At 49.3% G+C, this 22,654-nt stretch carries 23 protein-coding genes and 1 tRNA gene; 3 read left to right on the top strand and 21 right to left on the bottom strand.

The annotated features are described in order from the left end of the window. Position 1 precedes the first annotated feature (1 nt). The 14 genes from rlmN to ACY2RR_RS08200 form a co-directional block, all read right to left on the bottom strand. Positions 2 to 1,150 (bottom strand): dual-specificity RNA methyltransferase RlmN, encoded by a 1,149-nt coding sequence (gene rlmN / locus ACY2RR_RS08265; RefSeq protein WP_490107668.1) that lies wholly within the window; start codon positions 1,148 to 1,150, stop codon positions 2 to 4. Positions 1,151 to 1,204: 54 nt separating this feature from the next. Further along, on the bottom strand, positions 1,205 to 1,636 hold the full coding sequence (gene ndk / locus ACY2RR_RS08260; protein WP_490107667.1) for a nucleoside-diphosphate kinase: 432 nt from the start codon (positions 1,634 to 1,636) through the stop codon (positions 1,205 to 1,207). 155 nt (positions 1,637 to 1,791) lie between these two features. Beyond that, a complete protein-coding gene (gene gpt, locus ACY2RR_RS08255; RefSeq protein WP_490107666.1) occupies positions 1,792 to 2,235 on the bottom strand; it encodes a xanthine phosphoribosyltransferase in 444 nt (147 codons plus the stop codon). A gap of 134 nt (positions 2,236 to 2,369) precedes the next feature. Further along, complete coding sequence (locus ACY2RR_RS08250) at positions 2,370 to 3,671, bottom strand: inosine/guanosine kinase (RefSeq protein WP_490107665.1); 1,302 nt, start codon at positions 3,669 to 3,671, stop codon at positions 2,370 to 2,372. A 215-nt stretch (positions 3,672 to 3,886) separates the two neighbouring features. After that, positions 3,887 to 4,081 (bottom strand): Fe-S cluster assembly protein IscX, encoded by a 195-nt coding sequence (gene iscX, locus ACY2RR_RS08245; RefSeq protein WP_490107664.1) that lies wholly within the window; start codon positions 4,079 to 4,081, stop codon positions 3,887 to 3,889. Continuing rightward, complete coding sequence (gene fdx, locus ACY2RR_RS08240; protein WP_490107663.1) at positions 4,081 to 4,428, bottom strand: ISC system 2Fe-2S type ferredoxin; 348 nt, start codon at positions 4,426 to 4,428, stop codon at positions 4,081 to 4,083. The genes iscX and fdx overlap by 1 nt, the downstream gene beginning before the upstream one ends. A gap of 2 nt (positions 4,429 to 4,430) precedes the next feature. Next, a complete protein-coding gene (gene hscA / locus ACY2RR_RS08235; protein WP_490107662.1) occupies positions 4,431 to 6,320 on the bottom strand; it encodes a Fe-S protein assembly chaperone HscA in 1,890 nt (629 codons plus the stop codon). Positions 6,321 to 6,441: 121 nt separating this feature from the next. Next, positions 6,442 to 7,020 carry a Fe-S protein assembly co-chaperone HscB gene (gene hscB / locus ACY2RR_RS08230; RefSeq protein ID WP_490107661.1) on the bottom strand — a complete coding sequence of 193 codons (579 nt, stop codon included), beginning with the start codon at positions 7,018 to 7,020 and terminating at the stop codon, positions 6,442 to 6,444. Continuing rightward, positions 7,013 to 7,336: an iron-sulfur cluster assembly protein IscA gene (gene iscA, locus ACY2RR_RS08225; RefSeq protein WP_281646256.1), complete on the bottom strand. Its 324-nt coding sequence runs from the start codon at positions 7,334 to 7,336 to the stop codon at positions 7,013 to 7,015. Before iscA ends, hscB begins: the two co-directional genes overlap by 8 nt. A 92-nt stretch (positions 7,337 to 7,428) precedes the next feature. Beyond that, positions 7,429 to 7,821: a Fe-S cluster assembly scaffold IscU gene (iscU, locus tag ACY2RR_RS08220; RefSeq protein ID WP_490107660.1), complete on the bottom strand. Its 393-nt coding sequence runs from the start codon at positions 7,819 to 7,821 to the stop codon at positions 7,429 to 7,431. Positions 7,822 to 7,922: 101 nt separating this feature from the next. Continuing rightward, complete coding sequence (locus tag ACY2RR_RS08215) at positions 7,923 to 9,137, bottom strand: IscS subfamily cysteine desulfurase (protein ID WP_490107659.1); 1,215 nt, start codon at positions 9,135 to 9,137, stop codon at positions 7,923 to 7,925. An 86-nt stretch (positions 9,138 to 9,223) separates the two neighbouring features. After that, positions 9,224 to 9,724, bottom strand: a complete 501-nt coding sequence (gene iscR, locus ACY2RR_RS08210) for a Fe-S cluster assembly transcriptional regulator IscR (protein WP_490107658.1) — start codon at positions 9,722 to 9,724, stop codon at positions 9,224 to 9,226. Between the two features lie 273 nt (positions 9,725 to 9,997). Next, on the bottom strand, positions 9,998 to 10,792 hold the full coding sequence (gene cysE / locus ACY2RR_RS08205) for a serine O-acetyltransferase (protein ID WP_490107657.1): 795 nt from the start codon (positions 10,790 to 10,792) through the stop codon (positions 9,998 to 10,000). 111 nt (positions 10,793 to 10,903) lie between these two features. Continuing rightward, entirely contained in the window at positions 10,904 to 11,662 is a 759-nt protein-coding gene (locus ACY2RR_RS08200; RefSeq protein ID WP_490107656.1) for an RNA methyltransferase, read from the bottom strand. A 258-nt stretch (positions 11,663 to 11,920) separates the two neighbouring features. Here ACY2RR_RS08200 and ACY2RR_RS08195 point away from each other — a divergent pair, with 258 nt between their 5' ends. Then, on the top strand, positions 11,921 to 12,733 hold the full coding sequence (locus ACY2RR_RS08195; protein WP_490107655.1) for an inositol monophosphatase family protein: 813 nt from the start codon (positions 11,921 to 11,923) through the stop codon (positions 12,731 to 12,733). 158 nt (positions 12,734 to 12,891) lie between these two features. Then, complete coding sequence (locus ACY2RR_RS08190) at positions 12,892 to 13,383, top strand: bacteriohemerythrin (RefSeq protein ID WP_490107654.1); 492 nt, start codon at positions 12,892 to 12,894, stop codon at positions 13,381 to 13,383. Positions 13,384 to 13,431: 48 nt separating this feature from the next. Here ACY2RR_RS08190 and ACY2RR_RS08185 read toward each other — a convergent pair whose 3' ends face one another. The 7 genes from ACY2RR_RS08185 to ACY2RR_RS08155 form a co-directional block, all read right to left on the bottom strand. Then, the gene (locus tag ACY2RR_RS08185; protein WP_490107653.1) at positions 13,432 to 14,025 is read right to left on the bottom strand and encodes a hypothetical protein; all 594 of its coding nucleotides are present in this window, start codon (positions 14,023 to 14,025) and stop codon (positions 13,432 to 13,434) included. A gap of 145 nt (positions 14,026 to 14,170) precedes the next feature. Beyond that, positions 14,171 to 15,154 carry a protein translocase subunit SecF gene (gene secF / locus ACY2RR_RS08180; RefSeq protein ID WP_490107652.1) on the bottom strand — a complete coding sequence of 328 codons (984 nt, stop codon included), beginning with the start codon at positions 15,152 to 15,154 and terminating at the stop codon, positions 14,171 to 14,173. 18 nt (positions 15,155 to 15,172) lie between these two features. Continuing rightward, the gene (secD, locus tag ACY2RR_RS08175; RefSeq protein WP_490107651.1) at positions 15,173 to 17,050 is read right to left on the bottom strand and encodes a protein translocase subunit SecD; all 1,878 of its coding nucleotides are present in this window, start codon (positions 17,048 to 17,050) and stop codon (positions 15,173 to 15,175) included. 69 nt (positions 17,051 to 17,119) lie between these two features. Beyond that, positions 17,120 to 17,455, bottom strand: a complete 336-nt coding sequence (yajC, locus tag ACY2RR_RS08170) for a preprotein translocase subunit YajC (RefSeq protein WP_490107650.1) — start codon at positions 17,453 to 17,455, stop codon at positions 17,120 to 17,122. A 91-nt stretch (positions 17,456 to 17,546) separates the two neighbouring features. After that, the gene (gene tgt / locus ACY2RR_RS08165) at positions 17,547 to 18,665 is read right to left on the bottom strand and encodes a tRNA guanosine(34) transglycosylase Tgt (RefSeq protein WP_490107649.1); all 1,119 of its coding nucleotides are present in this window, start codon (positions 18,663 to 18,665) and stop codon (positions 17,547 to 17,549) included. 103 nt (positions 18,666 to 18,768) lie between these two features. After that, positions 18,769 to 19,800, bottom strand: a complete 1,032-nt coding sequence (gene queA, locus ACY2RR_RS08160) for a tRNA preQ1(34) S-adenosylmethionine ribosyltransferase-isomerase QueA (protein ID WP_490107648.1) — start codon at positions 19,798 to 19,800, stop codon at positions 18,769 to 18,771. Between the two features lie 114 nt (positions 19,801 to 19,914). Then, positions 19,915 to 21,450 carry a hypothetical protein gene (locus ACY2RR_RS08155; protein ID WP_490107647.1) on the bottom strand — a complete coding sequence of 512 codons (1,536 nt, stop codon included), beginning with the start codon at positions 21,448 to 21,450 and terminating at the stop codon, positions 19,915 to 19,917. Between the two features lie 102 nt (positions 21,451 to 21,552). On the opposite strand from ACY2RR_RS08155, the gene ACY2RR_RS08150 reads away from it, so the two are divergent. Then, a tRNA-Leu gene (locus ACY2RR_RS08150) sits at positions 21,553 to 21,639 on the top strand. The last annotated feature ends 1,015 nt before the right edge of the window (positions 21,640 to 22,654 follow it).

Raw genomic sequence — 22,654 nt, 5'->3', positions numbered from 1 at the left:
TTCAGGAAGCTCTGTCTATGACTCTCACAGCTTCCGGTTGCTGGGCGGCTTCCTGACGCATAGCCTCATAACGGGCGCTGCGACGGGTTTTATCCATGACCGATCCAACCAGTTGTCCACAAGCTGCATCTATGTCATCACCACGTGTCTTACGAACTGTAGTGTTAAAGCCGGCATCCATCAACGCAACCTGGAAACGTCGAATCGCATTATTGCTGGGACGCTCATATCCCGAATGGGGGAATGGATTGAAGGGTATCAGGTTAATCTTGCAGGGTACATCCTTCAGCAGGCGGATCATCTGCTTAGCATGCTCAGGCTGGTCATTCACACCAGCCATCAAGGTGTATTCAATGGTTACAACCCGGGATGTATCCGGAAGACTGGCCATATATTCATGAATGGCGGCCAGCAACTCTTTCAGGTTGTATTTCTTGTTGATTGGTACCAGAACATTTCGCAGTTCGTCGTTAGGCGCATGCAGAGATACAGCCAGAGACACATCGGTACGGCCAATCATTTTACGTAAATTTGGAACCACACCAGAGGTACTCAAAGTTACCCGGCGCTTGGACAGACCATAACCAAAGTCATCCATCATCAGCTCCATGGAGTCCATCACATTTTCGAAGTTGAGCAGGGGCTCACCCATACCCATCATCACAACATTAGTAACGGAACGCTCCTCACTGGAGGAAGGAAATCCAAAGGATTTCACCGCCATCCATACCTGACCGATTATCTCTGCAACAGTCAGATCAGAGTTAAAACCCTGCTTTCCGGTAGAACAAAAACTGCAATCCAGGGCACAACCGGCCTGGGAAGACACGCACAGTGTTCCGCGCTTACCCTCTGGAATATAAACAGTTTCTACGCAGCTGCCACTGGCAACCCGTACTACCCACTTGCGGGTACCATCTTCGGAAATGTTATAGGAAACAACTTCCGGGGCACGGATTTCGGCCGTTTCTTTCAGCTTGGCACGCAGGGCCTTGCTGACATTGGTCATAGCGTCGAAGTCCTCGACGCCGAAGTGATGGATCCACTTCATAACCTGCTGGGCACGAAAAGGCTTCTCACCAATTTCCTTGAAGAAAGCGGCGAGCTTGTCCTTCGTCAGCCCCAGTAGATTAACTTTTTCAACACTCATCGATCTCATCACCTCGGTATCAAACCGCACTCGCTACTTTGTTTTCACAAAGAATTAGCGAGTACGTGGACAGATTTCGCTGTCCTCGAAGAAGTAAGCCACTTCCCGGGCTGCGGATTCAGGGGCATCAGACCCGTGAACAGCATTTTCATCAATAGTTTCAGCAAAATCGGCACGGATAGTACCTTCTGCTGCTTCTTTAGGATTGGTTGCACCCATCAGTTCACGATGGAGAGCTACGGCATTTTCACCTTCCAGCACAGAAACAACGACTGGACCAGAAGTCATGAATGCCACCAGATCACCAAAGAAGGGACGTTCTTTATGTTCTGCGTAAAAACCTTCAGCCTTCTCCTGAGAGAGGTGCAGCATCTTACCCGCAACGATCTTAAGATCGGCTTTTTCAAAACGGCTGTAAATTTTACCAATAACGTTCTTGGCAACTGCATCCGGCTTGATAATGGATAACGTGCGCTCTACGGCCATTTGCTTTCTCCTGACATTTGCTTGTTACAGCAAGCTCTGAATATCGTAACGGAACTCAGAACCCGCTGATTTTTTATTCGGGGCGATTCTAACCGAAGCCCCTCCCATTAGCGAGCAAACATCAGGACAAACACCTATCTAGAGCCGATTACCACCTACTCCTCCCAGGGGAAGAATACCCAGCAGTCCTGATCCACTTTCTTTAGCCAGGTATCGGCCATATCCAAACCAGCAGGCTTGGCATAAATGGTGGTTACATGAGCCTGTGGCAGCATTTCACGTACCAATTGAATGGTTTTTCCGGTATCAACCAGATCATCAACAACCAGCCAACCGTCACCACCATCTTCCAGAGAGATACTCTTGAGCAGTTGCAGCTCTCCCTGATCCTGATCGTCATAGCTGGCAATGCACACTGTATCCACGTGAGTAATATCCAGCTCACGGGACAAAACAGTCGCAGGACCAAGACCACCACGGGTGATGGCCAGCATGCCCTTCCATTCCCGATCTTTTAATTTCTCAGCCAACTCACGGGTATCGCGGTGAAACTCTTCCCAGGAAATATGGAGTTCCTGATGATATGCGCCTTCAGCCATGGCGGTTTCCTGATATTTTATGGTCTGGATGATAAAAACCCTGCCGGAGCGAAACGGCAGGGTGATAAAAAATTTGCAACATTCTAGGAACTGAGTTCTTTCAGCTCTATGCGGATTTACCGTCAAACGTTGAATTAACGGCTCCAATACGCCTCTTCAAGACTGTCCTCTCGCTCAGGCAAACCACGAGATAAACGTGGAGAACTCTGGGCAAGAACCTGATAACTCACCCGATTGGCGTATTTGCAAACCTGCGCAAACGATGAATAAGTCAGATAAGAACGGGTATGCTTGCCAGAGGTAGGAAGCACCTTGGCATGAAACGCATTTGCAGCCAAGTCGTGAACAACGGCAGCCAATGCGCCATCACCTGCGCCATTGGTGTTACTGATTCGCTTTGGCCCGCCCATATAAGGATCAATCTGAGCGTAAACTTTTACCGGATGCTGGCAGGCTTTGCGCAGCATAGGGCGACTGAATTCAAAACGATTAAAGTCGCTGATCGAGCCAGAACGAATCGGATTGCTGGTTTGGCGCAGAACTTCTTCATCTGCATAACCACTCAGATACAAACCTTCCGGACCAGCGGTCAGAAGAATCATATCGGTCATATCCAGAAGCTCCTGGTTGGCCAGTAAGGGATCATCATATCCGGTCAGAGCCGCAGCCTCTTCTTCATTCATAGCCGCTACATTCACGTACTCTGTGATAAATTCTCTGAATTCTTTCTTACGTGCTTCTACCAGAAGATGGGAGCCCAGAGTCAGGATAACGGGTACACCATTTTCTTTGGCAACCTGAGCCGCTTTTATCGTGGCACCGTAGATAGGCAGATCCGGATTAGCCAAAGTGTAAGCACACAGCAACAGAGCAGAACTTCCAGCCACCTTTTCTTCCGGAATAAAATCAGCACTTAACTGGTTCATAGCACCGGAACTGATGCCAAATGTGCGCTCACCGTCTGGAGTAATCAGGGCAAAGGCCCGGCCAATCGCTCCGGGAACAGGTTGCAGGTAAGTCAGGTCAACTTTGCTGCTGGTATTACAGAGATAGCGATAAGCAGAGGTACCAATAACAATATTTTCACTCATCACCCCGAACTGAATAGAACTATCGTCTGCCAGAACCGAGTAATTGTGCAGAGTATTGCCGATGGTACCGCCGGCAAATTCCTCTTCTATCAGCTCATTTTCAAGCAGGTAGGCATACAGCCTTTGAGCAGCTGCATCATCAGACAGTAGCTGCGAAGCACCTTTCTTCAGGCCGAAGTCATGCAACACACTGTCATCTATCCGGGCAGTGACATCCACAATATTCTGATCGATACCTGTGACATAGGTATTCACATGTCCGAAAGTCACACTTTCGCGATCAAAGCGGTTATCTGCATTTACAGGAAAATAGTGTTTAATTTTCCGCTGGCCGGGAAACTTCATGGACCACCTGCCGCACAGGGCTACTACATGGGGGACTGGCATAAGCCGACCAGCAAACAGGTGCGCTGACCAGCATTGTGAAAGGGCGCGCATTGTACGCCCGATCACGAAAATAGGCCATATTTATGGGTAAAACTGTAGATTAAGAACGCAAAAACAAAAATCCGGACACTTGTCCGGATTTTGGAGTTTGAATATGGACAACTAGAAAGGCTTTAATCTGCTTCTTCTATCCAGGCTGCCTGAATGGCTTCCAGAACCTTTTCGCCACAGCGATCTGGCTCATCATCAAAACCATCCAGTTCCATGACCCAGTTGCGCAAATCGACGAAATTCACATAACGGGGATCAACATCCGGCTTTCCGTCAGTCAGCTCTATGGCAATATCCTGAATATCAGCCCATTTCATTAGTGCTTCTCCGACACCTGGTTAATGGTATAACGAGGAACTTCTACAACCAGCTCTTCACTACCCACTACCGCCTGACATCCAAGGCGGGATTCAGGCTCAAGACCCCAGGCCTTATCCAGCATGTCATCTTCCAACTCGTCAGACTCGCCCAGCGAGTCAAACCCTTCGCGGACAATGACATGACAGGTCGTGCAGGCACAGGACTTTTCACAGGCGTGCTCAATCACTATCCCTTCGGACAGAGCTGCATCCAGAATAGTGGTACCGGGTTCTACTTCAACCACGGCCCCTTCTGGGCAAAGTTCTTCATTGGGCAGAAAGACAACCCGGGTTTTCTCAGACATTTTTACTCCTCCGGCCTGTCGTTAGCGCTGGCGTCAGGCTCAAAATATTCTACAGCCTGTCCAGACAGTGAGCGACGTATACCTTCATTCATACGGCGGGCGGCAAACCCTTCAGAGGCTTTTGCAACCTCTTCCGTTACTTTTACAACAAAAGAAGCATCAGTACTTTTGGTAGACTCAGCCAGTCGGCGAGCTTCGCCTTCCAGATGAGTACGCTCATCAGCACTGAGAAGAATATCACCATCCTTGCGCAGTGCGCTTTCCAGCGCTTCAAAAATCCGTTCAGCCTCAACACGGGCTTCTAACAGCTTGCGTGCCTCACGATCTTCCTGCGCATGGGTATAGGAAGACTGCAACATATCGGTAATCTGCCCTTCAGACAGACCATAGGAAGGCTTAATCTCTATGCTGGCAGCCACACCAGTAGACTGCTCGGTAGCGCCAACACTCAGCAAACCATCAGCATCTACCTGGAATGTTACCCGAATCCGAGCCATACCAGCTGGCATTGGCGGAATACCATTCAGGACAAAGCGTGCCAGTGAACGGTTGGAATCAATCACTTCCCGCTCACCTTGAAGAACATGAATAGCCATTGCCGTTTGACCATCTTTAAAGGTGGTAAACTCCTGAGCTCTGGCCACTGGGATAGTCGTGTTCCGGTGAATAACCTTTTCCATCAATCCGCCCATGGTTTCCAAACCAAGAGACAAAGGAATTACATCCAGAAGCAGCAGGTCATCAGAAGACTTGTTTCCTGCCAGTACGTCCGCCTGCAATGCAGCACCAACAGCCACAACGCGGTCCGGATCGATACCCGTCATTGGTTGTTTACCAATCAGTTCTGCAACGCGCTCACGCACGCGAGGCACACGAGTGGAACCACCTACCATGACCACTTCCTGAACATCTGCAGCTTTCAGCTTGGCATCTCGCAGGGACTTCTTAACACTCTTGAGGGTGCGGTCAATCAGCGGGTCGACCAGAGTATCGAAGGTTTCACGACTAATTGTTCCAGACCAGCCTTCAAAACTGATGTCTACAGAATCTGCACTGGTGAGAGACTCTTTAGCAGCGCAGGCCGCATCAAGAAGCTTTCGCTGCTGCTCTGGTGTCAAAGCAGTCATTTCTAAACCAGCTTGTTCTAGAATCCAACCAGCAACAGTTTGGTCAAAATCATCGCCACCCAACGCAGTATCACCACCGGTAGCCAAAACCTCGAAAACACCACGATGGAGGCGAAGGATAGAAATATCAAAAGTACCGCCGCCCAGATCATAAACAGCAATAATTCCTTCGCCCTGCTGATCCAGACCATAAGCGACAGCTGCCGCCGTTGGCTCATTCAGGAGGCGAAGAACTTCCAGCCCCGCCAGACGGGCAGCATCTTTTGTAGCCTGACGCTGAGCATCATCAAAGTAAGCAGGTACGGTAATAACAGCGCCGAGAAGGTCACCACCCAGAGTTTCTTCTGCACGGCGACGCAGGGATTTCAGAATTTCTGCGGAAACCTGTACAGGGCTTTTCTCACCCTGAACAGTTTCAATAAACGGCATACCCTGATCTGTGCGGGTAAAACGGTAAGGCAGTACATCACCCAGTGCTTGAATATCGTCAACGCCACGCCCCATAAAACGTTTTACGGAAATAATGGTATTCAGGGGATCTTCGGCGGCAAGGCGACGAGCCTCAACACCAGTCATGGTGCATTCAGCGCCATAATGAACAACGGAAGGAAGGATATGCTCTCCGCCGGCATCGGGGAGAGTTTCTGCGCTACCACTGCGTACAGTAGCGACTAAAGAGTTGGTTGTTCCAAGATCAATACCAACAGCCAGCTTTCGCTGATGAGGGTCAGGGCTCTGCCCAGGCTCGGATATCTGCAGTAACATGATTTGTCCTAAACAGCCGGTTAATCTGCATCATCCGCATTCTATCAGCCTATCGTTCGCTCTGTCGGCTCATGGCTGCTTGATGCTGATATTAAGGGCTGACTTATCCTGAAAATGAAAGTCAATCGTCGAGAAGTTCTTCTTCCAGCTGTTCAGCTTCGGATATCAGCTTTTCAACAAAATGCATTTTTCGGGCAAAATCGGCAGCATTTTTATAGCCACCATCGGTCTGTTCCTGCCATGCAGAAACAAAACCCTGCTGCATGTTGCCCATCAGCGCTTCTGCACGCTCAATAACTTCAGTTACAGCGCTTTCCGGATCGCTGCTTTCGCGCACATCGCCAAGATCTTCTCTCAGAGACATCTGCTCCATCAAAAAGCCAGCATCCATCACAGTATTGGTTTCAATATCCACAGGATGACCGGAATATTCGAGCAGATAGAGAGCAAGTTTCAGCGGAGAACGCAGGGTATCATAGGCTTCATTAACGAAAGCCGCATACTGAACAGCCATCCGCTGCCCCCGCTCTCCCAAACCGGCAAACCGATCCGGATGAACAATTCGCTGGAGGTCGAGGTAACGCCCCTGAATTGCATTTTTGTCGATCTCGTAGCCAGCCTCGATACCAAACAGTTCGAAGTAACTGGCCCGTAAATCAATACCTTCGGGAAGACCCTGCAAAGAGGCGTGATCAGACATTAAAACTTTCGCCGCAACCACATTCACTGGAAATATTTGGATTGTTGAACTGGAAGCCTTCATTCAGGCCTTCTTTTACAAAGTCCAACTCAGTGCCATCGAGGTAAACAAGGCTTTTGGGGTCAACAAAAACTTTCTCGCCGTGGAATTCAAACTCCTGATCTTCAGGATTTGCTTCATCCACAAACTCCAGAACATACGCCATACCGGAGCAGCCGCTGGTTTTCACACCAAGACGAATACCCAAGCCCTTGCCCCGTCCATTTAGCTGCCGGCGAATATGGCCTGCAGCGGCTTCAGTCATTGTTACTGCCATGAATAATCCTGATGACATGTCTCGGCAGGCATCGTCATTCCAGTAAACACCTGCCGTAAATATTAAACGTTAACTGCCTTGAGTTATTACACTCAGGCTGCGCTATCGTCCTGTTTGGTGCGATAGTCTTCGATAGCTGCCTTGATAGCATCCTCTGCCAGAACTGAGCAGTGGATTTTTACCGGAGGCAGGGCCAGTTCCTGTGCAATTTCGGTATTACGGATTTCAGCCGCTTCATCAAGAGTACGACCTTTCATCCACTCTGTGGCCAGAGAGCTGGAGGCAATCGCAGAGCCACAGCCGTAGGTTTTAAACTTGGCGTCTTCAATAACACCTTCGTCATCAACCTTAATCTGCAAACGCATAACATCACCACAGGCAGGCGCACCCACCATACCGGTGCCAACAGATGGATCCTTGTCGTCCATCTTGCCAACGTTACGAGGGTTCTCGTAGTGGTCGATTACTTTTTCGCTGTAAGCCATGACTCTTTCCTCCTGCCTGTTGCCCCAAGCAACAGGCATTCTCTATTCAGCAGCGTCTCTACTCTTGAGAGAACGTGTACGTATTTGCCCGACTCAACAGATCAGTGGGCAACCCACTCAACCTTGTTGAGATCCACTCCGTCTTTGTACATATCCCAAAGCGGTGAGAGTTCACGCAGCTTTTCAACCGCTGCTTTAACCTGCTCAGCGGCATGATCAACTTCTTCCTCAGTGGTGAAGCGACCAAAGCTGAAACGCAGGGAGCTATGAGCCAGTTCATCATTCAAGCCCAGAGCACGCAGAACGTAAGAAGGCTCAAGACTGGCAGATGTGCAGGCAGAACCTGAGGAAACAGCAATATCCCTCAGAGACATAATCAGAGATTCACCTTCCACAAAGGCGAAGCTGACATTCAGAACACCAGGTACACGCTGGGTAGCGGAACCATTCACATGCACTTCTTCCATACCGGAGAAGTGAGCCATGAAACGCTGCTTCAGCTTTTCAGAATGATCAGTGTTGGCCTGTAGTTCATTCTTGATGATTGCGCAGGCTTCGCCCATACCCACAATCTGGTGAGTAGCAAGAGTACCGGAACGCATGCCACGCTCATGACCACCACCATGCATCTGAGCCTCCAGACGAATACGTGGCTTACGACGTACAAACAGCGCGCCAATACCTTTAGGGCCGTAGATTTTGTGTCCGGACATGGACATCAGATCCACTTTCATTTCCTGCATGTCGATTGGCAGGCGTGCCAGGCTCTGGGCGGCATCAACGTGGAAAATAATCTTGCGAGAACGGGTCAGTTCACCGATGGCAGCGATGTCTGTCACTGTGCCAATTTCGTTGTTCACGTGCATCAGTGATACAAGAATGGTGTCTTCGCGGATCGCACTTTCAACCAGCTCTGGAGTAATAATTCCATCAGCGCTTGGTTCAAGATAAGTGACTTCGTAGCCTTCACGTTCCAGCTGACGACAGGTGTCAAGAACAGCTTTGTGCTCCAGCTTGGAGGTAATGATGTGCTTGCCATTCTTTTTGTAGAAGTGGGCAACACCTTTAATAGCCAGGTTGTCAGATTCTGTTGCGCCAGAAGTCCAGACAATCTCACGAGAATCGGCATTAATCAGTTCAGCCACCTGCAGACGGGCATTCTCTGCAGCCTCTTCTGCTTTCCAGCCGAACACATGGGAGCGTGATGCAGGGTTACCGAAGTTACCTTCAGTAGTCAGACACTGCACCATTTTTTCTGCCACTCGTGGATCAACCGGCGCTGTCGCGGCGTAATCGAGATAAATCGGCAGTTTCATGTTCTGTTTTCTCCCAAGTATTTTCAGCCCGTCGTTTAAAGTGCCTTGGTTTGTAGCAGCTCTATTTCAAACACGGGGACAACAGGTCAGAGCGACTCAACAACTATGCGACGCCCTTTTTCCTCAGCTTCCAGCAATCGGGATTCTTCCTGCTCCCGATCTTGTCGTTCGGCAACGGAGCGGACTTCCTTTCGCTTCACCAGATCAGCAAGAGTGATACCACTCAAAAACTCATGAATCTGCTGGCTAAGGTCACACCAGAGATGATGGGTCAGGCACACATCACCCTGCTGACAGCCTTCAGTTCCATGGCAGCGGGTTGCATCAACAGATTCATCCACTGCATCGATAACTTCTGCAACACCAACGTTCTCACCGGCATCACCAAGACGGTAACCACCACCGGGACCACGAACACTGGTTACAAGATTTTTACGGCGCAGCTTGGCAAACAGCTGCTCAAGGTAGGACAGGGAAATCCCCTGACGTTCAGAAATGTCGGCCAACGCCACAGGACCACTGCTGGAGTGCAGTACCAGATCAAGCATGGCAGTGACCGCATAACGGCCTTTAGTAGTCAGACGCATACCGCTTAACCTACCCGGAAGCGCTTACTCAGCACAAAATAAAGAAGCCTCAAATCACCGATTCGAAACACCGTTTAACTGGTGAAAGATGGTATTTGAGGGTATGTGATGAATTATCCAATAACCGACTATTTTAGTCAACTAATAGAGTCGCTCGGTATAGCCTTGCGCTTAGCGCCGGGGAGTATAACAAACAAGTATGAAATAGCCGAAAATTACTAGGGATTTTTCAACACCACTTCAACTTGTTGCTCCTACTCCCCCCAAAAAGACTCAAACCTTCTCGTTATCCGTCTCTTTAACTCCTGCCTCCAGATCTTCAGACATCCCCTCAAAGTCCTCTTGGCGCAACTCTGGTAGAGAAACATCGCCACAATCCACCCCTTTTTCTTTCAAGGTGGCACAGAGAGCCTCGAAGCGAGAGTCTACTGCCTGAATATGCTCAAGCATGGCATTAATGGCATGAACCGTTGGGTCAGGCATTTCCTTGGTAATAGCGTAAGCATCAAAACCCATCTTCTCAGCCATAGCCTGATGCTCCTCTCCAACCGGAGACTGGCGCCTAACAATCCGTCCAGGAACACCAACAACCGTCGCACCGGCCGGAACAGCCTTTACCGCAACAGCATTAGAACCAATCTTGGCTTCTTTACCCACAGTGAATGGCCCAAGCACTTTCGCGCCGGCACCCACAACGACACCATCTTCAAGAGTGGGGTGACGCTTACCACCATCAAGACTGGTACCACCAAGGGTCACACCTTGATAGAGCGTGACATCATCACCAATCTCAGAAGTTTCACCGATAACCACACCCATACCGTGGTCAATAAAAAAACGTCGCCCAATAACTGCGCCCGGGTGAATCTCAATACCGGTCAGCCAGCGGGAAAATGTAGATATCATCCTCGCCAGCCACTTCCAGTCTCGACACCAGAGAGGATGCGCAAGACGATGTAATAGCAGTGCATGCAGCCCCGGATAGTTGGTCAGAACTTCAAAAGTGTTACGCGCTGCGGGATCTCTATCCAGCACACTGCGAACATCTTCACGAATTCTTTCTAACATGGCTACGCATTCCTGTTGTTGTATGGCACCAGACTCTCTTTCCGGAGCGATGCTTTTCTAAATCAGATGAGTTGCGCTGGATCCACTCCCGCACAACTCATTCTGTACTACTTATTTTCGCAAATTACGAAGAGCAACCTGCGTTTCAGAGAGAATACCTCGAAGGATATTGTACTCAACCCGATCCGGGCGGCTGCGGGCATAAAGACGACGCAGTTTCGCCATAATCTTGTCTGGGTTACAGCTTTTAAAGAAACCCACATCTTCCAGGGTTTCTCTTAGATGCTTGTAATAACCTTCCATCTGCTCAGAGGATGCTGGCGCATTTTCTCTGACCTCTGGCACCTTACTGGCACCTTCCTGAGCCAGAGAAGCCATACGCAGCTCATAACTCAAAACCTGAACAGATGCTGCAAGATTCAGGGAACTGAATTCTGCAACAGACGGAATATGCACCTGACGGTGGCATAAACGCAACTCTTCATTGGTTAATCCGCGATCTTCACGGCCAAATACCAATGCCACCTTTGCCCCATCTTTCGCTTCTGCCACAACGTCCTTGGCAGTATCTCGTGGATCAGTCAGAGAAAGGGAAATCCCTCGCACCCTGGCACTGGCACCAACCACCAGCTCACAATCCGCAATAGCTTCCTCAAGTGTGCTGGTAACGACTGCACTCTCGAGCAGATCTGTAGCACCGGATGACAGAGCTCTGGCCTCACCAGAAGGAAAGTCCACCGGATCAACGAGATACAGAGAGGACAACCCCATGGTTTTCATAGCTCTGGCTGCCGACCCGATATTGCCGGGGTGGGTGGTATTAACAAGCACGACCCGAATGTTTTTGCAGGGGTTTTGTTCAGAAGACATCAATAACAACCAGTCACCCTCTCGAAAGAAAGGCCCATTAAGTAAAAAGATGTACGCATTCTATCAGAACATGTGAGTGAAAATTCTGCCTAAATCCATCTCTCGTCCAGAGCCAGCCAAGTAATGCCACCTATCCTGCCCCCCCGAACAGCAGTCAATACACTTATTTCACACCGAACATCCTGCGCAAACCATAAACAGCTGATATAATCCGCCGGTTAACAATGTTCTTTTACCTCACAGAATACACATCCCGATATGCAACCGATGGTTACTATTGCCCTGCGCGCTGCGCGTAAGGCTGGCGAGATTATTACTCAGGGCTACGAACAACTGGACGTTATCAAGGTTCAGAAGAAAGAAGCCAATGATTACGTAACAGAGATCGACAAGGCTTCTGAGCGTGCCATTATCTCCACCCTGAAAAAGGCTTACCCTGACCACGGTTTCCTCGGTGAAGAAACCGGTCACCAACCCGGCACAGGTGAAGGCGAAGACTACTTGTGGATCATTGACCCTCTGGACGGCACCACCAACTTCATCCACGGCCTGCCACAGTTCTCCGTATCTATTGCCTGCCAATACCGCGGCCGTATTGAGCACGCCGTTGTATTCGACCCCATGCGTCTTGAAGAATTCACTGCCAGCCGTGGCCAGGGTGCAGCCCTGAACGGCCGACGCATCCGTGTAACCAGCCGTACCAGCCTGCAGGGCGCACTGCTGGGAACAGGCTTCCCATTCCGTGAAGGTCAGCTGACCCACATGGATAACTACATGAGCATGTTCCGCAGCCTGGTTGGCGAAACAGCTGGCATTCGTCGTCCTGGTTCTGCCGCACTGGACCTGGCCTACGTTGCTGCTGGCCGTTACGACGGTTTCTGGGAATTCGGCCTGAACGAATGGGATATGGCTGCTGGCAGCCTGCTGGTTACCGAAGCTGGCGGCCTGGTTGCCGACTTCCGCGGCGGCAACAAGCATCTGGAAAAAGGTCAGATTGTTTGTGGTGCACCACGAGTATTCAAGGAAGTACTGACCAGAATTCAGCCTTTCCTGACTGAAGACATGAAGTAATCTTCACCTTCAAAATCGCGCCCGGCCTTATCGGGCGCGGCTTTTCTGTACAACACCTCTGCCACTTTTATTGGTTATTGATCCACATCAATACACCCCTCTACGTATTTGCCACACTCTGCAAACAATTATAAATATGCAATAAGAGGGAGGTATCAATGTCAGATGTGGCAGCACAAGTGCTTTCAAATAATAACAGAGAGCTGATCACCTGGACCGATGAACTCAGTGTTGGGATCCAGGAAATCGATGAACAGCATAAAGTCCTTGTGGACTTACTTAACAATCTTTATCGAGCAATCCGAGAGCACCATGGCAACGAAGCCACCGTCTCCACCCTCAATGATCTTGCCGATTACACTCGCATTCACTTCGCCGTTGAAGAGAGCCTGATGCGAGTTCTGGATTACCCCGATTACGAAGAACACAAACATCACCACGAGCTTCTGATTGAACAGATTAACGAGCTTCGAGATAAAGTTGCGGCTGGAAAACATGTAGGCTTTGAACTGCTGCATTTCCTGAAGAACTGGCTGACCCGCCACATTCTTGAAGAAGATATGCTGTATGCACCGCATATGCTGAAAAAAGGTGTAAAAGCTCGCTACGACAAACGCTCCTGGATGGATCGCCTGTTTCACCGCAAGTAGCCCTATCCCAGTCGTCAGATTAGGCAGCGCCAAACAGCAACGCCCTGCCTAATTCTTTGGCTCACGCAACATGGTAGAAAAGCTGGGTGCGCCCTCAATGCTTACGCTGCTAACAGTTTGAAACCCGTAGCGTGTGTAATAGTCTCTGTTACGCTTTTCACTGGCACCACAAAAGCCTTTTCTTCCGAGCCCATCCAATACCTGACAGGCGTGGTTGAGGTGAGCTCTCGACAATCCCTTTCCCTGACTACCTGGAAGCGCACCAAGATACATTCCATACCAGAATATCTCTTTGGGAAAAGAAGATTTAATTTGCTCAAGAGCCTTAACCAGAACCTCAAACCTTTCTGGTGCAATATTTTCTTTGTGTAGCTGCAGTTTCTCATCCGACATCAAGCCAGTTTCAACAGATGGGTCAAAATCAGCTATCCAAACGGATACAACCTCACAATTCGGTGACACATAAATCGTCCCCTGCTCTAACGGTGCTTTAACTGCCATCCGGAACATATCAGGAATCACCCGAAAATAACGATCTTCATCGGGATACATCCAACGAAAGAAGGGTTCCGAAACAAAAGATTGAGTCAGAGTTTCCACCAACTCTGGCACATCTGACTGCTCAGCTGTCCGTATATCCACAAAACACCTTCAAGACCTGCTTTTATATAAGCACCTAAAAGTAGCCCCTATACAAAAGCCTTCCTCTCATGGAGCAGAAGGCTTTAAAGAAAAAAACCCGAACTCACAATGAGCCCGGGCTTTTTATTAAGTTTACGACTAGCTCTTAAGGCATATCATCAACTTCATCTTCCCGTACAGGAACAATCAGATCCTCACGGTTAATATTCATGTACAACAACATATTAGAAGCGATGTAGATGGAGGAGTATGTACCCACACCCACACCTACCAGCAGCGCTGTTGCAAAACCATGAATCATGTCGCCACCCAGGAAAAACAGAGACAGCAGAACCATGATGGTGGTACCCGACGTGGCCAAAGTACGACCAAGGGTCTGACTCAGGGAGATATTGATAATCTCGGCAGGAGTACCACGACGCACCTTGCGGAAGTTTTCCCGCACCCGGTCATACACAATGATCGTGTCGTTCAGGGAGTAACCGACAACAGCCAGAATCGCTGCCAGTACGGTAAGGTCAAACTGCAGATTAAACAGAGAGAACACACCCAGAACAATCAAACTGTCGTGCGCCAGAGCAATAACCGCCCCCAGTGAGAACTTGTACTGGAACCGGAAAGCGATGTAGAGCATAACCAGAGCCAGTGCCAGCATCATTCCCAGGCCACCCTGGTCACGAAGCTGCTCACCAACCTGCGGCCCAACAAACTCAACCCGCTTAACTTTTATCTCACCTTCGTGAGCAGCACTCAGCTGGCGAGCAACGCGATCCCCAAGAGTTACATCAGTCTCGCCACCAGGTATACGTACCAGCACATCATTAGCTGAACCATATTCCTGAGCAACAGCGTCACCGTAACCCATCTCGTCCAGCTGGCTACGCACCTCTGCAACATTGGCAGGGCGATCGTAAGACAGCTCAACCAGCGTACCGCCGGTAAAGTCGAGGCCAAAGTTAATACCATTAACAGCCAATGTACCCACAGAACCCAACAGCAACAGTACAGACAACACTGTTGCCATGGTCCGGAGCTTCATAAAATCTATGACCCGGGTAGGGCCAAACATCTTTTTGCCAGAAGCATTCACACTGGAAGCCGCTTCTGGTTTTGAACCATCATTAGACATAGCTCAATCCTCCTCGGCTTAGATAGAAAGCTTCTTGAGTTGACGACGGCGGCCGTACGTCAAATTAACAATCGCCCGGCTCACAAGTACCGCAGTAAACATGGACGTCAGAATACCCAGAGACAGTGTTACGGCAAAACCTTTCACCGGCCCGGTACCAATGGCGTACAGAATCACACCCACGATCAGCGTGGTAATGTTGGCATCGAAAATCGATACAAACGCCCGGTCAAAGCCTTCAGAAATAGCCTTGTGAGGTGGCTTGCCATTCTTAATCTCTTCACGAATACGAGAGAAAATAAGAACGTTAGCGTCCACCGCCATACCCAGCGTCAGTACAATACCGGCAATACCTGGCATGGTCAGGGTCGCGCCCAGAATGGACATCATGCCCAGTAGCAGCAACAGATTCAGGGCCAGGGCAACATTTGCTACCAGACCAAAGAACCGGTAAACCACCAGCATAAACAGAACAATCAGAGCCAGACCAACCAGAGTGGAGTTAATACCCATGCGGATATTTTCTTTACCCAGGCTTGGGCCAACAGTTCGCTCTTCCACGAAGTGCATAGGTGCAGCCAGAGAACCTGCGCGCAGCAGCAGTGCCAGTTCAGAAGATTCCGCACGGGAATCCAGACCGGTAATACGGAAGTTGCTGCCGAGTACCGCCTGAATAGTTGCCAGACTGATAATGCGCTTTTCTTCACGGTAAACCGGAACACTGACTTCTACCTGCTCACCATCAACTGTGCGGGTTTCAGTGCGGTTACCCATGAACTTCTGCTCGATAAACAGAACCGCCATGCCCTGACCAACATTGTTCCGGGTTGCGCGCTTCATCAGCTCGCCGCCACGGTTATCAAGGCTGATATTTACTTCTGGGCTGCCAGTCTGGGTATCAACATTGGAACGGGCGTTAGCAACCTGGTCGCCAGTCATGATGATGTCACGCTGCAGGTTTGCAGTACGGCCAGGACTGGAGCGGAATTCGAAAGTTTCGTAAGTGCCGGGGGCTGCATCAAAACCAGAGGCCAGACGGAATTCCAGATTGGCAGTTTTACCAAGAATACGCTTGGCTTCTGCAGTGTCCTGAACACCTGGTAGCTCTACAACAATATGTTTTCTGCCCTGACGCTGAACCAGAGGTTCGGATACACCCAGTTCGTTAACACGATTGCGGACTGTGGTGAGGTTCTGCTTGATTGCGTAATCTTCCAGATCACGAATCTGCTGTTCACCGAGCGTGGTAGACACAATAAAGCGGCCATTCACTTCACGGTCTGTCACTGTTAAATCTGGGAATTCTTTAATAATCAGGCTGCGAGCCTTGTCACGTGTAGCTTCATCCACAAAGGCAAGCTCACGAACAATAGGATTGCCGCTCTGAACGGTACGATAACGCAGACGCTCTTTACGCAGAGCTGTTCGCATTTCGCCCGCATAAACATCCATGCGCGTCTCAACAGCCTTCAAGCTGTCTACTTCAAGCAGGAAGTGAACACCACCAGACAAATCAAGACCAAGCTTCATGGGTGTTGCCCCCATGGAAGTCAGCCATTCCGGAGTTGTAGGCGCAAGGTTCAGTGCCACCACATAGTCGTAGCCAAGCAATTCCTTGATGACAGCCTTAGCCGGCAACTGGTTTTCATTATCTGTCAGTCGGATCAGTGCGGAGTCGCCTTTTTCACTGACTTCCGAGGCCTTCACCTCAATCCCTGCAGTTTTCAGTGCAGCGACCGCCTTCTTGAGAAGAGGCTCACCCACACGGGTAGACGTGCTGGCACCAGAGATCTGAATAGCCGGATCATCCGGGTAGAGATTAGGCAGGGCGTAAAATGCGCCTATCGCCACAAACAGAAAGATTGAAAAATACTTCCACAAAGGGTATCGATTCATGGGACCCTCAGGTTCCTTTTAAATAAAAATGGCCTGTATCTTAGAGAGACAGGCCATTTGTAATCCCGTTCAGTTAATTGCCTTCATCGTGCCCTTGGGCAGAGTGGCTGCAACTGAGCTTTTCTGGAATTTCAACTCGACATTATTACTTACCTGAAGAGTAACAAAGTCGTCAGCAACACCAACAACCTTACCGACAATACCGCCGGTGGTTACTACTTCATCACCTTTGGTGATGCTTTCCAGCAGGTTCTTGTGCTCTTTGGCACGCTTGCTTTGTGGGCGCCAGATCAGCAGCCAGAAGATCAGAACAAAACCGCCCAGCATTACCAGCTGGCCTACCATGCTTGGGCCAGCCGCACCCGCTGTTTCACCAGCCGCGAAAGCCTGACTGATCAAGCTCATATCCATACTCCCTATAAATGAGTAAAAAAATCCAGAATATTCACTACATACAAAAGCCGGGCCTGTGCCCGGTTTCTGTAACAACCGTTGATCAGGTGCTCAATGGAGTGGCAACCTGACCACGAGCTGCGTAGAACTCTTCAACAAAGTCGCTCAATTTACCCTGTTCAATAGCCTGCCGCAATCCAGCCATCAAACGCTGGTAATAACGAAGGTTATGAATCGTATTCAACATTGAGCCCAGCATCTCGTTACATTTATCCAGATGATGCAGGTACGCTCGTGTGAAATTGCGGCAAGTGTAGCAGTCACAGCCCGGCTCAAGGGGCTCTTCCGCATGACGATGCTTGGCATTACGAATCTTCACAGTGCCTGCAGATGTAAACAGGTGTCCGTTCCGCGCATTACGGGTTGGCATCACGCAGTCGAACATGTCCACACCACGGCGAACCGCTTCAACAATATCTTCCGGAGTACCAACACCCATTAGATAACGAGGGTACTCTTCAGGAATGCGACGAGGCGTGTGGGACAGAATCCGGTACATATCTTCCTTGGACTCACCCACGGAAAGGCCACCGATGGCATAACCATCAAAACCAATTTCAAGCAGACCATCCAGAGAGCGGGCACGCTGATCTTCAAACATACCGCCCTGAATAATACCGAACAGGGAGGATGGGCTGTCGGCATGAGCTTCACGGCTGCGCTTGGCCCAGCGCAGGGACATTTCCATGGAAGTACGGGCACGCTCTTCATCTGCGTCACCAGGAGTGCACTCATCGAAGATCATGACAATGTCAGAACCCAGATCACGCTGAACCTGCATGGAAGATTCCGGACTCATAAAAACCTTGGAGCCATCCACTGGGGAGCGGAAGGCCACGCCTTCTTCGGTAATCTTGCGCATCTCACCCAGGCTGAATACCTGGAAGCCGCCGGAGTCAGTCAGGATCGGCTTATTCCAGCCATTGAAATCGTGCAAAGTGCCATGCTCTTTGATGACTTCAGTACCCGGACGCAACATCAGGTGGAATGTATTCCCCAGAATAATCTCGGCACCGATTTCGTGAATATCCCGCGGCAACATACCTTTTACCGTGCCGTAGGTTCCCACAGGCATAAAGCATGGGGTTTCGATGGTGCCACGAGGGAAGGTCACCCGACCACGGCGAGCCAAACCATCTTCGCCCAACTTGTCGAATGACATGAAACATTCCTGACGCATGGCGCAGTCTCCTGAATAGCTTGGGCAGCCTGATGGCTGCCCAAAGTAGTAATCAATATTGTTCTGGCTCTTTTATATAAGAGCTTTAAGGGTCTTTCCGGGTCAGCAGCATAGAGTCGCCGTAACTAAAAAAACGATAGCGTTCGTCAATCGCTTCCCGGTAAGCATTCATCACTTTTTCAAAGCCGGCAAAGGCAGAGACCATCATCAACAGGGTTGATTCCGGCAGATGGAAGTTGGTGATCAGTACATCCACAACCTGATATTTAAAGCCGGGGAAGATAAAGATATCTGTTTCACCGGCAAATGGTTTGAGCTCACCATTCCGGGCAGCGGTTTCCAGACTGCGAACAGATGTTGTACCTACCGCAACAATTCTCCCACCACGGGCACGGGTACGATTCACCGCATCCACAACGTCCTGAGGAACTTCAAGGTACTCAGAGTGCATGTGGTGATCTTCAATACGATCAACCCGAACAGGCTGATAAGTACCAGCGCCTACATGCAGGGTTACGAATACCTTTTCAATGCCTTTGGCGTCAATCGCCGCAAACAGTTCATCATCAAAGTGCAAGCCTGCGGTTGGTGCAGCAACAGCACCCTTTCTGGAACCATAAACAGTTTGATAACGTTCACGGTCTTCCAGCTCATCCTCACGGGTAATATAGGGCGGCAGTGGCATATGGCCATGCTTTTCCAGCATTTGTACTACAGGCTCTTCGCCGGCAAAACGCAGCAGGAACATTGAGTCCTGACGCTCAACCATTTCCGCTTCCATGCCGCCTTCCAGTAACAGTCGGGCACCCGGCTTGGGAGATTTACTGGCCCGAACCTGAGCCAGAACCATGCGCTCATCAAGAACGCGCTCTACCAGAACCTCAACCTTGCCGCCTGTTTCTTTCTGCCCGAAAACCCGCGCAGGAATAACCTGGGTATTATTCAGAACCAGAAGATCTCCAGGTTCCAGATAGTCGACAATATCCCGAAAGGTTTTGTGTTCAGGCTTGCCACCTTCACCATTCACCACCAGCAAACGGCTGGCGCTCCGCTCCGGCATGGGATAACGGGCAATCAGTTCATCGGGAAGGTCAAAATGAAAATCGCTGACGCGCATTTGCCGCTACAGCCTCACACAGCATGAAAATGGGCGGGAAGGATACCGAAAGATGGGAGAAATGTCAGGTTGTTCACAGGGGAAACAGAACAACCTGAGAGGTTTTATCTTTTACTAATCCGTCATATCCTCATCATCTTCCCCCTTTTCCGAGTCTGCATCCAAATCAGAGCGGGGCCTTATGGTCGATGTGGAACTCAAACTATCTTCGTCTCGATAATTTGGGTTTGGTACAACGGTATTAGTAGTGTCTGTTGAAGAAGCTAGCGACTCATCCATACTGGGAGCACGAGAAGGGCGGCGAGGAAGTTCAAGATGAAAAGGTGACTCATTATCGTTATCCCAGTCACTTCCCCCTCCCGATGAATTCAAGGGGGTTGCACGGGAAGAGTGAGGAGGAAACTCCAGATGAAAAGGCGGTTCGTCATCGTCATTCCAGTTACTTCCCTCTCCCGATGAGGTCAAAGGGTTTGATGCCTGAAAACGCCTGAGCATGTACTCCTTGCCCTCAGTCTCGGAAAGACTACTCAAGGAATCAGGATAAACACTATCACCCTCATCCTCAAAACCAGGTTCATTATCATCACGCCGCAAAAACTTATCGGAATAACGTGGTTTCCGTTGCCCTGAAAGATTAGGCAGCTCTCCAAAAGAGTCATCGTCCGTTTGAACAACCAGCGCATCCGGTTTGAGATGGTGTGGTTGCTTTTGACGTGTAGCTTCCTCAGGAATATAAGAAGAACGTTGCCGCCCACCTTCGACCCTGCCGGTGCCATTTTCAAGAACCAGAAGAATACGGGTATTTTGTATCCACTTTTTTTCGGCCTTGCTGTTAATAGCCATGCCATATTCTTTAGTGAGCTTTTTGTTAGCTTTTCCCAGTTTGCCTTTAGATGCTTTGACTCTTTTTTTCAGCTCTTTCACTGGCGTCAAATCTTTTCGAGCGTTTGCGACAGAGGAATAAACGTAATCGGTATAGAGCTTAATTTTTTCGTCAGACACTCCTTGCCCTGCTAGTGGTGGTGCTATCTGGACAGACTTCCCCCCGACTACCAGAATAACCTTCACCTCTTCTTCTTCAGCAAACCCTTCATCCCCAATCCAGCGAAGCATCTTATTAACGTTTTCGTGCATCCACAGCTCAGCTTTGTCTTTACGGATGTCCTGTATGATTTTCTCACGTACCTGTAAGGCTTTTTGCCTTTGACCCAGATTGACACCTTCGTCAGTCATTTTTGTAACAGTGGGATCAAAATCATCCACAGCTTCTATGGTGCGCTCATCAAGAGTCGGAGGCTCAAACTCCAAACTATCGTGATCAGTGGAATACCCAGAAGTCACTGAGCTTCCACTATCTGAATGACTGCGACGATAAGAGTGTGAGCCTGACAGCGAATGGTCTCCAGACTCTGACTCAGGTGGAGGAGTGAGATGGGAGTCAACACTATCCTCCATGGAAATATCACGACCAGAGGAGTGGGAAACGGTAGGAGAAGGTGTTGGCTTAGAAAAGCAGGACCGTTTTTTATCAAAGATATTTGTAATCCCACTTTGCCTCTCCTCTTCAGTCAAAGGTGGAGGGGGAGGTGGTGGGGCTGGCGGCGGCTTGATTGATCTTCCGCTGCCCTGTGAACTGTGTGACTGATCCATAGCCAACTCGCTGAAATCAATAACAATTGTATTTTTTATCGGCTATAGAGGAATGATCTTGCATGCTTATTCGCAAATGTTATACTGCGACCCGCTTGAGTCGCCAGTGTGATGGAATTGGTAGACATGACGGATTCAAAATCCGTTGCCTTTACGGGCGTGTCGGTTCGAGTCCGACCACTGGTACCATATGACTCAAGGCCTTCCGAGTAAGTAGACACTCACATCTATATTTTCCTTGAACATCCAGATGACATGTAAGTGACATAACGTCATTTCCGTATTCTTTATCAAGGTATGCCTACCACATGTTGCTTATTTAAATGCAACTATTTCAAAATCCGTTGCCAGCAATGGCGTGTCAGTTCGAGTCCGACCATTGGTACCATATATAGAAAGGCCGGAGAGATTAGTAACCACTTCTGCTTTTTTTATCTAAGACAAAAGTGATGATTTGGGTGACCAAATTACCCCAGCCATAGAGCCCTCCTCAACGCTCTAGTCATTTCTTCTCCTATGCATCTCCCGTCAGTCTGTGCAGGCAATGCGTATACCAGTCTAGAAGTAAGCAGCCCACTCTCTTGGAACGTAGGCTTGATTTTATTCCTATAGAGAGGGCTTAACTCCCAGCCTTATTAGAAAGCCGACCATTTGGTTGACCCAATTACGATATTTTCAGTTTTTGAAGCTCAACTCACATAGAAGCCGTTGCTACGTTTCCTGATATTTCACGCACTTTTCGTTACGGATCAGTGATCACCACTCAGTACCTGCGGCGCATAACCAATACTGCCATATCCAAGATTCTAAATTTCGATAGCAACGTAGAACCAACGCTCTTTCCCATTAAGAATTCAAAAAAGGGATCTTATCCACATTTTGACCAATGAGGGGCATGTGATCATGGCTACCTCAATGTAACAGCTACTGAGTACCCTCTATTTTACCGGGCGGCAGTTTGTAAGTTATTTTTCGACATTTCTTAAACTAAAAATTGCGAACGGTAGATCAGAACTATTCATCATTGGCCTACTATTTTTCAGATATGACAATTCTGACAGATAACACATCAGGTCAACCGCCTATTAACCCCAGTTTTCACATATGCTCACAATAGAAATGCCTTGCCTATCCCTACAGATTTCTGTTGCACAAGAGTAGAATCGCCAAGCTTGTGATGTCCAGAAAGGATATCGGGCAACTC

It is taken from the genome of Parendozoicomonas sp. 2304DJ65-17, assembly GCF_058148445.1.
Note: the sequence above shows the minus strand (reverse complement) of the source record. Positions and strands in the feature narration are given on the sequence as shown.